The sequence below is a fragment of the Dapis hubbardiae BLCC-M172 genome, assembly GCF_050016015.1.
Classification (GTDB): Bacteria; Cyanobacteriota; Cyanobacteriia; order Cyanobacteriales; family Microcoleaceae; genus Trichodesmium.
In genome coordinates, this window is sequence record NZ_JBNHEQ010000161.1 from 36,859 (window position 1) to 50,296 (window position 13,438).

General features: G+C 33.4%; 11 protein-coding genes and 1 pseudogene. 4 read left to right on the top strand and 8 right to left on the bottom strand.

Annotation, left to right across the window (positions count from 1 at the left end):
- Positions 1-633 precede the first annotated feature (633 nt).
- Positions 634-1,953, bottom strand: coding sequence for a 3-isopropylmalate dehydratase large subunit (locus ACP6PK_RS14215; protein ID WP_426560157.1), 1,320 nt, complete (start codon positions 1,951-1,953; stop codon positions 634-636).
- A 766-nt stretch (positions 1,954-2,719) separates the two neighbouring features.
- Here ACP6PK_RS14215 and ACP6PK_RS14220 point away from each other — a divergent pair.
- Entirely contained in the window at positions 2,720-3,163 is a 444-nt protein-coding gene (locus ACP6PK_RS14220) for a T3SS (YopN, CesT) and YbjN peptide-binding chaperone 1 (RefSeq protein WP_426560158.1), read from the top strand.
- Positions 3,164-3,846: 683 nt separating this feature from the next.
- The gene (locus ACP6PK_RS14225; RefSeq protein WP_094672818.1) at positions 3,847-4,257 is read left to right on the top strand and encodes a nuclease A inhibitor family protein; all 411 of its coding nucleotides are present in this window, start codon (positions 3,847-3,849) and stop codon (positions 4,255-4,257) included.
- Positions 4,258-4,590: 333 nt separating this feature from the next.
- Here the strand turns inward: ACP6PK_RS14225 and ACP6PK_RS14230 are convergent, their stop codons facing one another.
- Complete coding sequence (locus tag ACP6PK_RS14230) at positions 4,591-5,397, bottom strand: DNA/RNA non-specific endonuclease (protein WP_426560160.1); 807 nt, start codon at positions 5,395-5,397, stop codon at positions 4,591-4,593.
- Between the two features lie 67 nt (positions 5,398-5,464).
- On the opposite strand from ACP6PK_RS14230, the gene ACP6PK_RS14235 reads away from it, so the two are divergent.
- A complete protein-coding gene (locus ACP6PK_RS14235; RefSeq protein WP_426560162.1) occupies positions 5,465-5,677 on the top strand; it encodes a hypothetical protein in 213 nt (70 codons plus the stop codon).
- 105 nt (positions 5,678-5,782) lie between these two features.
- Here the strand turns inward: ACP6PK_RS14235 and sfsA are convergent, their stop codons facing one another.
- The 5 genes and pseudogenes from sfsA to ACP6PK_RS14260 all read right to left on the bottom strand — a co-directional run bounded on the left by sfsA (position 5,783) and on the right by ACP6PK_RS14260 (position 11,158).
- Positions 5,783-6,538: a DNA/RNA nuclease SfsA gene (sfsA, locus tag ACP6PK_RS14240; RefSeq protein ID WP_426560164.1), complete on the bottom strand. Its 756-nt coding sequence runs from the start codon at positions 6,536-6,538 to the stop codon at positions 5,783-5,785.
- A gap of 544 nt (positions 6,539-7,082) precedes the next feature.
- Complete coding sequence (locus tag ACP6PK_RS14245; protein ID WP_210407467.1) at positions 7,083-8,201, bottom strand: glycosyltransferase family protein; 1,119 nt, start codon at positions 8,199-8,201, stop codon at positions 7,083-7,085.
- Between the two features lie 526 nt (positions 8,202-8,727).
- The gene (locus ACP6PK_RS14250; protein ID WP_426560166.1) at positions 8,728-10,011 is read right to left on the bottom strand and encodes a polysaccharide pyruvyl transferase family protein; all 1,284 of its coding nucleotides are present in this window, start codon (positions 10,009-10,011) and stop codon (positions 8,728-8,730) included.
- Between the two features lie 94 nt (positions 10,012-10,105).
- Positions 10,106-10,438 (bottom strand): annotated as a pseudogene (locus tag ACP6PK_RS14255) (nitroreductase family protein); the annotation flags it as partial.
- A gap of 117 nt (positions 10,439-10,555) precedes the next feature.
- Positions 10,556-11,158, bottom strand: a complete 603-nt coding sequence (locus ACP6PK_RS14260) for a hypothetical protein (RefSeq protein WP_426560168.1) — start codon at positions 11,156-11,158, stop codon at positions 10,556-10,558.
- A 111-nt stretch (positions 11,159-11,269) separates the two neighbouring features.
- Between ACP6PK_RS14260 and murJ the strand changes: the two genes are divergently transcribed.
- A complete protein-coding gene (murJ, locus tag ACP6PK_RS14265; RefSeq protein ID WP_426560170.1) occupies positions 11,270-12,889 on the top strand; it encodes a murein biosynthesis integral membrane protein MurJ in 1,620 nt (539 codons plus the stop codon).
- 100 nt (positions 12,890-12,989) lie between these two features.
- On the opposite strand, the gene ACP6PK_RS14270 is transcribed toward murJ, so the two are convergent.
- Positions 12,990-13,247: a hypothetical protein gene (locus tag ACP6PK_RS14270; protein ID WP_426560172.1), complete on the bottom strand. Its 258-nt coding sequence runs from the start codon at positions 13,245-13,247 to the stop codon at positions 12,990-12,992.
- Between the last annotated feature and the right edge of the window lie 191 nt (positions 13,248-13,438).

A 13,438-nucleotide genomic window follows, 5' to 3' on the forward strand; every position in this document is an offset into this window, starting at 1 on the left:
AAAGTCTGAGTCAAAATTTCTCAGAGATGATGGATAAAACTATAACGTCTTAGTTTTCAGACTGGGCTTTTTTCTAGTTTATTGCTAATTATTTAACCCAGATCAAGTCTGAGTCGAAATTTCTCAGAGATGATGGATAAAACTATAACGTCTTAGTTTTCAGACTGGTCTTTTTTCTCCTTTGTTAAAAATTATTCAACGGATAAAGTCTAAGTCGAAATTTCTCAGAGATGGTGGGTAAAACTATAACGTCTTAGTTTTTAGACCCGATATGAAAAACAAGATTCAGATGTTCAAATGAATATCCAAGCAAAAATTTATAATCTCCAATTTCCTTTCCTAAGTTTGAATACTTGAGATAGCTAGGAGTATCTTCAAATCTTACAAACGAACCTTAAAGAAAGCTTGGGTAGAAAAATTAACTTTTGAAGGAAGTATCACCAGAGTTTTGTCATGTATTAGCTAATAAAATATAGTAGTTAGGAGCCAGAATTAATTAATCTTTTATCTGGTGAATTTCCAACGAATCAAATACTACTAAATCTAAGATTTGCTAGAATTTTTCAGCCAATTTATTCATCCATTCCTAGATAAAAAATTTAATTCTGACTCCTGAATTATCTCTTGCTCAATCTAAATAAATTCTCGTGGATCTGTCACATATCCAGTCAGCGCTGAAGCTGCTGCTGTGTAGGGAGAAGCTAAATAAACTTCTGCCTGTTTATTCCCCATTCGACCAGGAAAATTACGATTAGTTGTAGATACACAAACTTCTGGTTCATTTAATCGCCCAAATGTATCTTTTGGTCCGCCTAAACAAGCAGCACAAGAAGGAGCTGCAGGTTCAATACAACCAGCATCTAAAAATATCTCTGAGAGGGTTTGACCATCATGTTTGACAGCAAATAAATCCTCATAAACTTTCTGAGTTGCTGGTACTAAATAAGTTGGAACTTTAACTTTATGACCTTTAATAAGTTTAGCTGCATGAAGAAAGTCAGAAGTTTTTCCACCTGTACAAGAACCAATATAAACTCTGTCAATTTTGACATCCTGACAGTTACGAGCGAGTTCCTTATTATCTGGAGAATGGGGTTTAGCTACTACAGGTTCTAATTTTGTGACATCGTAAGAAGCATCACTATAAAACGTAGCATTCTCATCAGTATAAAAAGACTCAAATGGTTTATCGGTTCGCCCCCGCAAATATTCAAAGGTAGTCTCATCAGGAGCAATAACTCCATTTTTACCCCCCGCTTCAATAACCATATTGCAGAGGGTCATCCGTTCTTCCATTGTCATTTGTCCGACAGTTTCGCCAGCAAATTCCATTGTTCTGTAAGTAGCACCAGATACAGAAATATCTCCTATAATTTGCAATATTAAATCTTTTGCCAATAAATAATCTGGCATTTCTCCATTTAAGACAAACCGCATAGTTGCTGGTACTTTGACCAATATTTTGCCTGTACCCAAAATAAAGGCAGCATCTGTATTGCCGATACCCGTAGCAAATTGTCCAAAAGCTCCTGCATTACAAGTGTGAGAGTCAGTGCCAAATAATACTTCTCCCGGACGGGTATGACCTTCTTGAGCAAGGGCAACATGGCAAACTCCTTTGTAGTCTGGGTTTGCTTTGAAATTTGAGCGATCGATAATGTCGTAGAAGTATTTGATGTTTTGTTCTTGGGCAAAGTCTCGCAAAATATCTACGTTACGATTAGCTCGTGGGTCAGCAGTGAAAATATAGTGGTCTGGTATAAGGACGATTTTTTCTTTGTCCCAAACTTTGGCATCTTCACCAAATTCTCGTTTGAATATGCCAATAGTACCAGGACCACAAACATCGTGGGTCATTAATACATCAACATTGATCCAAATGTTTTCTCCTGGGGTAACGGTAGATTTTCCTGATGCTTTGGCCAGGATTTTTTCAACCATGGTCATTGCCATAAGCGATCGCTCCACTTGTGATAATTTGATACTTTTATAGATGTATTTTAGACAACCTATAGTCAAAGGAAGAAGAAAGAAGAGAAAAGGTCAAGTATTTATATCAGCTTGTTTTAGATATTCTATAAGTCTGGGTCATACTGCTTTAACTCCTATATTTTTTCTTTATAAGCTCCGATTTTAATTTTGCTTAATTTTGGGAGTTTTGAAAGCTAAATTTGACACATATCATATATAGATGAATAAATTATTTTGGTGAAGTTGACTGATGGCAAAAATATTAACAGGTAGCTATTGAGAGTTAATATGATTATGTTAAAGCAATAATTAGGATTATAAATAGCTTTTGTTCGGAAGATGATAGATATGGAATTTCAAACACCAGCTCAAGCAGAATGTTATTCAAAAATTTATCGACTGAAATGACACATATAGAGATGAATAAATTATTTTGGTGAAGTTTACTCATGGCAAAAATATTAACAGGTAGCTCTTGAGACTTAAGATGATTATGTTCCCACAATAATTAGGATGATAAATAGCTTTTATTCGGGAGATGGTAGCTCTGGAATTTCAAACATCAGCTCAAGCAGAATGTTATTCAAAAATTTATCGACTGAAATGACACATATAGAGATGAATGAATAAATTATTTTGGTGAAGTTTACTCATGGAAAAATATTAACAGGTAGCTATTGAGAGTTAATATGATTATGTTCAATAAATATTAGGATTATCAATAGCTTTTGTTCGGGAGATAATAGATATGGAATTTCACACACCAGCTCAAGCAGAATGTTATCAAAAAATTTATGGTTGGATGGAAGAATTATTTAGTGATTATCCTTGGGAAAAACTTGATGAACCAGGGTTTAGTATATTTTTAGGTTCTGCTTGGGTGAAAGTGAGAGTTTATCCTTGGGGTGAGGATAGTGTTATTAAGACTTGTTCTACTGTGGTTATTGGGGCTGAATTGAAGTCTGATTTACTAGAATTTTTATTGCGAGAAAATAGTAATATGCAGTTTGGTGGTTTTTCTTTAGATGCTGATGTAAATATTTTATTTCAACATACTATAGTTGGTTCTACTTGTGACCTAAATGAATTAGAAGAGTCTGTTTTGGCAGTGTTGGAAGTTGCTGATGATTATGATGATAAAATTGTTGAACGTTGGGGTGGTAAACGAGGGTTAGATATTCCACCTCAATAGTTTATTAAGGAAGGAAGAAAGAAAAATTAGAAAGCAATAAAGAGGTTGAAAAATCTCTATAGATGATTTTTTTCAGGAACTGAATTTTTGGCGTTGCATCATCATGGAATAATTGTGATATCTGCCAAAAATTTTTCTTTATCTAGCCATAGTTTCAGCTTCTGTAAACCAGAATTATTATCCTGGAACTATGAAATAATTTTCATGCTTTTTATTTTTCATCTTTTCTAAAAAACAGACTAAAGCTATGTTATTAACATTAAATATTTTCAATAAAATCTTCAACTTACATAATGTTAAAGTCTAAGCATTCAGCTCTCAGGAATAAAAATGAATGAACCTAACTTGATTTTAACTTCTACTACATTTTTAATCAGAGTATTGAAGCACAAGAAAGACTCGGTTGAGTTGTAAACCAATACAATTCTGTGGTAGGAAATGAGTTAATAATTCATAGCTGTTTAGCTAGCGCACAACTTTCCTGACGGAATGCTCCGCAAACGTTTTATATGTCGCAAAGCGAAACGCTGCGCGACATGGAAAGCGGAGCATTCCCTATACGAAAAAGCAAAGCTCCTCTGTTAGCGCAGCTCCTCCGCAGGAGGCAGGAGGCAAGAGGCTAGCTGAATGCTGACGTTAAAGTTATAGATAAATTTGTTGCTTAATTTGAAATTAATATTAAAATGAATCTAACTAATTTAGAAATTTTTGAGCAATTACATGAAGCTGTAAAAGGTTTACTATGGATGAGTGAATCTGATTATACCTTTGAAGCTTTAATTTGGGAATTTGGTGAAAAAATTTCACTGGATAATGAAGTAGTTTTGAAAATTACTAAACATTCTTTGGATACTCCAGTTAAAGTCATAGAATTTGATAGTTTTTTTCAATGGGCAATTACACCTAAAAATTGGCATAATTCAGAAGATGCTGATACAGTGAACAGATATCAGGAACTTGTCAGGATTATGAAACAATATTTAAGTGATTTAAAAGTCTATAAAGTGGGTGAAATTGAAATTGATGTTTATATAATTGGTAAGACTGATGTTGGAGACTATGCTGGTTTAGCTACAGTTTCTATTGAGACCTAAAATAATGGATAATGGATAATGGATAATGGATAATTAATAATTAATAATGGATAATAAAAACTATCTTTAATTAGAGTTTGCTGATTAATTCTCAAAGTATTGACATACAAAAGTAAGTGGATTTTTAGAGCCAAAAAAAGGTGCAACTCTTGAAGCTGGAGCAACCAAAAAGTTAGGGTTTTGGGCAGACTATGGCAGCAAAATCACTCTGATAATTCTTCCGACTATCTCCTCTAAATTTCCCACTCCTTCTGACTCCTGATTCCTACCCCTACTACTCATACTTTTTCATCAAACCCTAATTATCAATTATTAATTATTAATTATTAATTATCAATTATCAACTCGACTTTCAATCACATCTTGAATTTCTTTTGGAACTTTTGAAAGAAAATCATAACCAGTAGCACTTTCAATTTTATCCACTGAAACTCGGTAAGCTTTCCAGTCACTTCTAATCCGATTTGAATTAGGCATATCCACTGCAATAACTCTAGTATTTTTATTAACTCCTCCCACACCACTACCTGGTTTTAAAACTACTATAATTTTCCATGTCCGACTAGGAATAGTTAGTTTTCCTCCGGCAAGAGTTGATTTTTTTCTATATCCTCCAGCAATAATATAAAGTTCATTTCCTTCTTCTACAAGTTTGCGAGAATATTGTTCTAATTCCCGCCAAGTTTCCCGATTATTATCTGGAGCTTGAGGAATTATATTTGTCATTAAAAATGTGGCTGAATTATCTTTTTCATTAGCAGTACGATCTGCTGAAGGAATTAAATGTCCTCTATCATAACCACTATTTCGATAATCATTTGGTCTGACATTATACCAGTTTTCAGGTAAACTCTCATCTGGGCGAAAATTATCCTGTCTTTCTACATTTCCTAACCAAGATTTATTCAGTTGCCAACTAACCCAATTTGGTGTTCCTTTCTTTCGGTTATATGACAATACATATTGGGGTTTTTCCATTAAATAATTGTCTGCATTTTCAATATAAGTTGTAGCATTACTTGGATTTCCTAAAGTTATATGAACTTTGGGAGATGGTTTAAAAAGTAGAGAACATCCATTGGTAAGTGTAAGTAAAAGTATTGTGACTAAGATAGTAAATCTTTTTTGTAAAATCAACATTTTTTTCGTCTATCAATATGATTCATTTTAAGTTAATATCTACATTGTTCAACTAAAAGCAAAAACCATGAATATAGAAAGAGCAGTAATTAAGGAATATGCAGACAAACCTATCAAAGAAATTGCCGATGCTCCTGTTTGGGCAATCAAAGGAGTATCCCAATCAGATGCAGTTTTACTAGACCAAGCATTTGGAGTAAAAACAGTTCGTGATTTTGCTAATCTTAAATATATTAAGTGGGCCCAGGCAATAGTCTCTTTATCAGAAGCAGAAGTTTAGAAAAAACAAAGGCTACCAATCCGCGCATTGGTTGTAACAATTTTTATAATAGTTGATTTGAGCTGAAAACATGAGCAAATTCTGACCCCTAACCAGGGAAAAAAATTACTCCCCTACTTCTCTACTCCTTAAAAAGAGTTGTTCAGCAAACCCCAAATACTGAATTTCTTGGGGAGTAACTGCAAATCTACAAGGCAAAATTTCCACTCCTTTTGTAACAGCTTCCCTCAAAAGTTTACCATAATCAGGGTCAGCAATATCTCCAGGAGCAAACTTATCACAATCACCGCGATTTATCAAAAATAAACATACCGCCCTTTCCCCTTTTTCAACTACCTCTATTAATTCCCGTAAATGTTTTTGCCCCCTTTCTGTAACCGTATCTGGAAACAAAGCAACTCGTTGATTTGCCCAAGTAGTATTCTTCACCTCAAGATAAATATTTTTAGTCTGACTAATTAACTTAAAATCTACTCTACTTTTCCTTTCTTTTCCATAAACAACTTCCGTTTTAATTTCCTGATAATCTCCCAATTTAGGAAATAAATATTCTGCCAAAGCTAACTTAATAACTCGATTTGGTAAAGCTGTATTAATTCCCACCCAAGTCGGTTCATTATCCGTTACTTCAATTAATTCCCAAGTATAAGCTAACTTTCGTTTTGGATTATTACTATGAGAAACCATCACATTACTCCCTGGAGTAGAAACTCCAGTCATCGGACCTGTATTTGGGCAATGAGCAGTAATAATTTCTCCAGAATTTAACTCTATATCTGCTAGAAATCTTTTATAACGTTTAATTAAAATTCCTGCTTCAAGAGTGGGATATTTATAAGAGAACTTTGGCGGATTATTCATAATTATAAGATAGGGAACAGGGAATAGGTATGGAGGGAATAGGTATGGAGGGAATAGAAAATAGTTAATAGAGAAAACAGGTCATTTCAGTTATCAGTTATCAGTACCTCCGGCTAAACTCGGAGGCTGGAAATAGGCATGGTTAATATTTTTTTCATCCCCTTAAAAGGGGAAGCTTTCGACCTCATTTTTTGGTAAAGAACAATTGTTTGTCACTTATTTTTAACCATAATTTTAGGAGTATGAATACTGATACTTCCTGACTATAGACTAATTTTAATCTCTAGTATTATTCCAGGTTGAATATTTAGTTACTCCATATCTATTCATAATTATTCTACCGAAAAATTCGGGTATAAAGCCTCTCCTAATAATTGATCATGAAATAGTTTTTTTAAATCTCTAATTTTATCTCCCTATTTCTATCTAAACTCTAAACATACTCTAATTATTCATTATCAATTAATCAACCAATCCTCTTTATTTATAAGAAGAGGTAATTCTCAATTCTCAATTCTCAATTCTCAATTTTTCAAACAGTCTCTCAGCTATCATTTCCTAATTCAGAGGTACCTAAGTCACTTTTATCAACCTTATTTTCTGGTTTATAGTTATCAGGAAATAAAATTTTAGCTATAGCTTTTGCACTTCTTTCTTCTCGCCACAACCAGTGATTATCCTGACCTTTTTCTAGAACATGAACTATACCCTCATCTATAAGAGTAGAAATTTCATTAAAATCAGAAAAGGTAGAGCCAATTTTTTCCGGCCAACTAACTTGATGTTTAATAACAGGATAATCAGAAGCAATAATGTAGCATCCACAACAAGCTGCATCACTAATTACTCCACTTGGTCTGTAATAATAGCGGTCTTTTTCATAATGAATTACTATAATATCTATTTCAGTTAAAATCTGCATATAGTTTTCTTGTGTAGTAGTGTCATAAAGAGTGACATTAAGTTCGTCTAAATAATCTGGTTTTTGACCAAAAGGTGTTCCAATTACAAGTTCGCATTGATGCTCTGAAGATTTAATATATTCTTGTAATTTATCAATTATCTGAGTAATTGGTTTATCTGGGCGAATCATTCCCACAACACCAATCTTAATCGGAACATTAGAAGGTAATCTTTCTCCTGGTAAAAATTTAGGTTTAGCTTCACTAATAATAGGATGAGGTATTATATATTTGGATGTATCTGGTAGTCTAAATTTTTCGGGAATCACATCATCATTTACTTCAAAAGAAACAACTTTGAGTTTTTTAAATAGGTTTAAATAAGCTTTTAGATAGAGTAATCCCCAAAATTTAATTTTGTTAGTCATGGCAAATTGCTGATTACCATGGAGGGATATTAAAACTTCTTTCCCTCGTAATGCCATGATGGCAAATAAAGGCATAACAAATAACAAATGTTGATTGTAAAGCTCGAAAATAAAAATAGTATCAACATCAGAAAATTTGAGGGATCTTAAACCCATAGAAATGTGCCGATACTCACGGCGAACTTGTAAACCTATTGAGTATTTAATAGATTGACTAAAATTTAGAATCCATTTAGGAAGAGGAACTTCTAAAGAAATAAATCCGATTTTTTGAGACTCAATATATTCTTCTAGTAGCAAAAAGTCTTTGAGTCCGTCGTGCATTAATTTCATAATTTTATTCTCTCCTATCTATTAAATAAGTTTTTCTATAGTATTTCACAGTAGATGTAAGATACATTAAATTTTCGTCAAATTATACTAGGTAGACTTTGGGAAAAAAGTAAAATAAAATCACCTCAATTCTATATATAGCAATCCTAAATAGGTTGTAAGATTTATCGTAGGGGTTTGGATACCAAACCCTACTCAACATAATGGGATTTGGAAACCAAACCCCTACAGTTTTTCTCACATCTCATTCCTGATTGCTATAGCGTTTCTCGGACTAATTAGGTACAGCTATCTTTGTTTCTATTCTATATCCCTAATTCCCTGTTCCCTAACACCTACAAATTTGTATCTCACCAGTATGGGAATTGCGATATAGGAATGAGATTATACTTGAATCTACTCCCAAACCCATCCCAGGTTGTGTTTATAAATCTAAAGATAGAGTAGGGAGTAGAGTTTCTCTTTTTAACCTTGAATTTTTCCTGATATCAAATTAATTCAGAAGTTGTCTTAACCTAGAAAAAAATTAGATAATTGAAGTAAAATTCTCTTGGGAAAGTTCTTTAACTTCATCAAGTTTACTTACAACTTGTTCGTGCAAACTTTGTCTTTGAGCAATTAATTTATGGACTAATTCTACTAGCTGATTTTGATTGGGAACGAATAGTTTTTTCGGTTCAATAAATAAAGGTTCAAGATTAAAATGTTGGTAGAGACCTTGAAATTTTCCCTGATAAGTAATACAAGCAATTGGAGTACCTTGCCCTAGACAAGCAATGGCTAAGTGCATCCTGCCAGTAAGTACACAATCTATATGTTTAACTATTGCCTTAATTTCTCTAGCTAAACAGGGAAAAGGAATTTTAAAACAGGATGAAGCAACTTCAGAGGGAAGACTTTCTATTACTTTTTTTGATAAAATATCATCATTAAAGCCACTAAATTTACGGCGATCATGAGGTAAAAAAATAAAACTTAATTGCTGATTATCTTGGTGCAATTTTGTTATAGTTTCAGCTAAAACTTGAACCAAATCATCGGTTGTGATTCCCTCTAATTGTTTCAATAGTAGGATATGAATATTTATTCCCAAAATAATCTTATCTTGACTTTTCTGAGTATTAACCCATTCCAATACTCTAGCTAATTTCTCGGACTGTTCAGCAGGTTTTAATAAAAAAGCTAAATCTGCTACTAAATTAACAGGGTGATAAATTGAATCAATTAATCTTTGATATGAAATTTTATCTCTTGCATTAAGTCGAACATTTGATTTTAATGTACTCAACAATTGTTTGGAAATATTTGTGGGCTGACGATTACAACTGAAACCTAAAATTCCTGTCGAGCAACCCATAAATGAGGCTATTTGTGCCATTTTTACAGTTTTAAAAGTATAATAATTAGAATAATATCCATCCATCACATCTGCACCCAGAGCATAAAATCTTTCATATTGGTTAACTTTCCAACCTGCATATAGAAAAGAGGCAATAAATTTATACCAGCTTTGATATATAAAGAAATTTCTCAGACGTATATTCTCAATTACATCAACTGGATATGTCTGCTTATTAGTATGCTGTATAAGACTAATATTTTCTATTCCTTGTTTCCTTAGATAGTCTATCGAAGCGCAAACCATTGCTTCATCTCCTAGACTACCTGGAGCAGCAGGTGGTAGAATAATTGCCGAATTAGGAAGACGACGAACAAAACCAAATATCCGAATCATCCACAGCAATAAAGCATAAGTGGAAATTAATAAAGAAGATATTGGCAGTAAGATAGTAATTAATAAATCACCCATAATAGTTCTCAAAAGTAATTGTCTTGAATATTTTTCAGATATGAACAAGGTTCAGAAAGAGTTTAATAATTTATGGAAATTATGGATATTTTGTCTAATTATTCCCAATTATCAATACTTCCTTGAGAGGCTTTCGGGAAGACTGTGCAACCTTAAATTCTTCAGGTAAATAACCAACTGTAATCATCATAATTACTAAATCAGAATCTGGAATTCCAGCAATCATTTTTAGTTCCTTATCCTGTTTATTTTTAACACTCCAATTGAGACAACAACTTCCCAAACCAAGAGAATGTAACTCATAAACTAATGACATAGAAAACATACCTCCATCAATCCAATCTTGATATATTTCTCCTGTAGACGTAAAGTGTTTTAAATTAGAGGTTAAAATTAATACTGTACTAGCTTTATCTCCAAAACCTCTATTGCCGTTTTGACAATAAAAAACCTTTTGCCTCTGGTTTTATTCACTAAAAGCATATACTCTACAGGATTGAAAATTACAAACAGAAAGTGTTTTTTGAGCCATTATTACAGCTTGTTATATTAATGATAGCTCCACTTCTTCATTTGTGAATTGAACGACACTATATCGAGAAGTAAAAAAATATGTAAGATAGATTTTTGCTAATGCTTGAATATCAGCTTTTTTGACTTTTTTAGTCCCCCCTTCTTTTCCTAAGAAATGATTATCTGGGGGCAGATTATTTTTAATTTGAGAAATAGTTTTATAAGCCATCTCATTTGTCTCATTCTCTAAACCAAATTCTAAATTAAAGTCATAATATTCTTGTAAAGCATTAAGAGTAATCATTACACTTTCATCAGAACCATATTTTTTTTGGTATTCTGGTAAAAAATTGCTTAAACGTTTAATAACATTCTTTCCAAATCCCTTTCTAGGCTGTTTCAAAGCCAAGCCTTTTTCCAGTCGGTGATAGTCCATAGTAATTAAAGCTCTTAAATTTGCTTGAGTGCTTACTTTATTACTTGCAGATGACCACTTAAAAAAACGTTTAAAATCAGAATAAAAATTGACAAACAATATCCAACCCTTAATATTTTTAATAATCCATAAACCGATGAGACTATCATTTAAAGAATCATACACTTTTTTGATAATTTGCTCTTGTTTTTTCATCATCAAGTTAAATCCTAAATAGAAAGAACCCAAAAAAAACAAATCTCCGGTTTCCTACCCCTGAATACTGAATCTTGATTAAACTTATTTAAACAACATTACTATATTGTACTCGTGTCTGAATCACAATCACAAAAAACTTCTCGTTCCCTAGCAGGAATAGCAGGTATCGTAGCAATAGCCACATTAATTAGTAAAATATTTGGCCTAGTACGTCAACAGGCGATCGCCGCAGCCTTTGGAGTAGGGCCTGCAGTAGACGCCTATAATTACGCCTACGTCATACCTGGCTTTTTATTAGTCTTATTAGGAGGAATTAACGGACCATTTCATAGTGCCATAGTTAGCGTCTTAGCAAAACGGGATAAGTCAGAAGCAGCACCACTGATAGAAACCATTACAACCTTAGTCGGCGGAGTCTTATTATTAGTAACAGTTGGTCTGATTATTTTTGCCCATCCTTTAATTGATTTAGTAGCACCAGGTTTAAGCCAAACTTCAGAAGGTATAGAAATTCGAGAAATTGCCATCCAACAATTCCAAATTATGGCACCAATGGCATTATTAGCAGGATTAATAGGTATTGGTTTTGGCGCCCTTAATGCTGCGGATATATATTGGCTACCTTCCATTAGCCCACTATTTTCTAGCGTAGCTTTAATAGGAGGAATTTTTATCTTAGCCTTACAATTAGGAGAAAAAATTATTCAACCAGAAAATGCCATGATAGGAGGCTTAATTTTAGCCTGGGGTACTCTTATCGGAGCAATATTACAATGGTTAATTCAAGTTCCCGCATTGTGGCGAGCAGGTTTAGGAAAATTACATTTCAGATTTAATTTTCGACGCCCAGGAGTACAAGAAATTACCAAAGTAATGATACCCGCAACCTTATCTTCTGGAATGTTACATATTAATGTTTATACAGACTTATTTTTTGCTTCTTATATTCCCCAAGCTGCTGCTTCATTGGCTTATTCTGGTTTATTAGTACAAACACCTTTAGGAATTATTTCTAATGTAATTTTAGTTCCATTTTTACCAATATTTTCTCGATTAGCTGCACCGGAAAATTGGCAAGATTTAAAATATCGGATTCGGCAAGCTTTAGTATTAACAGGAATTACAATGTTGCCTTTAAGTGCAATTATGGTTACCTTAGCTTTGCCTATTGTTCGGGTAGTTTATGAACGTTATGCTTTTGATTTATCGGCTTCAAAATTTGTTGCTTCTGTATTGATGGCTTATGCAATAGGAATGTTTGTTTATTTGGGAAGGGATGTTTTAGTTCGGGTGTTTTATGCTTTGGGAGATGGAGAAACTCCTTTTAAAATTAGCGTGATTAATATTTTTCTGAATGCTCTGTTAGATTATTTGTTAATTAATGCTTTTGGTGCGCCTGGTTTGGTATTGGCAACTGTGGGAGTAAATTTAATTTCAATGGTAATTTTTCTATTTCTATTAAACAGAAAACTAGGAGGTTTGCCTTGGGGAGAATGGTTGAGACCTTTTGCAGGTTTAATTGGTGGAACTTTTGCAACTGGTTGGGTTTGTTGGAGTGTGCTTTGGGGTAGTCAGTTAGTCTTGGGAAGTGAGGGATTTTTTGTGCAGTTATTGGAACTTGGTTTGGCAAGTTTTTCGGGGTTAGGTATCTTTGGTTTGATAGTAATGAAAATGAATTTGCCAGAGGTTGATATTTTTGTTGGTAGAATTAGACAGAAATTGGGAATTTGATTTGGTAACCCCGTAACTTTTATCTTTTTTTCTCCACTAATAGAGCGATCGCCAGTTTAACTGTTACCCGCAAGTCACAAGTCAAAAGCTAAAGGTATTTTTAACTAGGTTTTTCTGACAGAAACCTTAAATAGGTAGTGCTATGTATTGCATTAAGAAAAGGGTTGATATTTTTTATTCCTTTGTGACTACTACATCTATATATATAGGTGAAAAGTAGTCTTAGTAATTTACCTTCTAATGCTTCAGGAAATGAAACTTCTATTTCTCCATCCGCAATAGTCAGAAATTTACCACGAACCTCCGAGGCAGGTGCTTCAGAAAATGAAACTACTATTCCTACATACGCAATAGTCAAAAATTTACCATGAACCTCCGAGGCTGAGTGCTTCAGAAAATGAAGCTACTATTCCTACATACGCAATAGTCAGAAATTTCGCCACGAACCTCTGATGTGGAATTTTTCATTCCCTTAAGCTCCTATTTACTAGAGACAATAGTCAAAAATTTACCATGAACCTCCGAGGCTGAGTGCTTCAGAAAATGAAG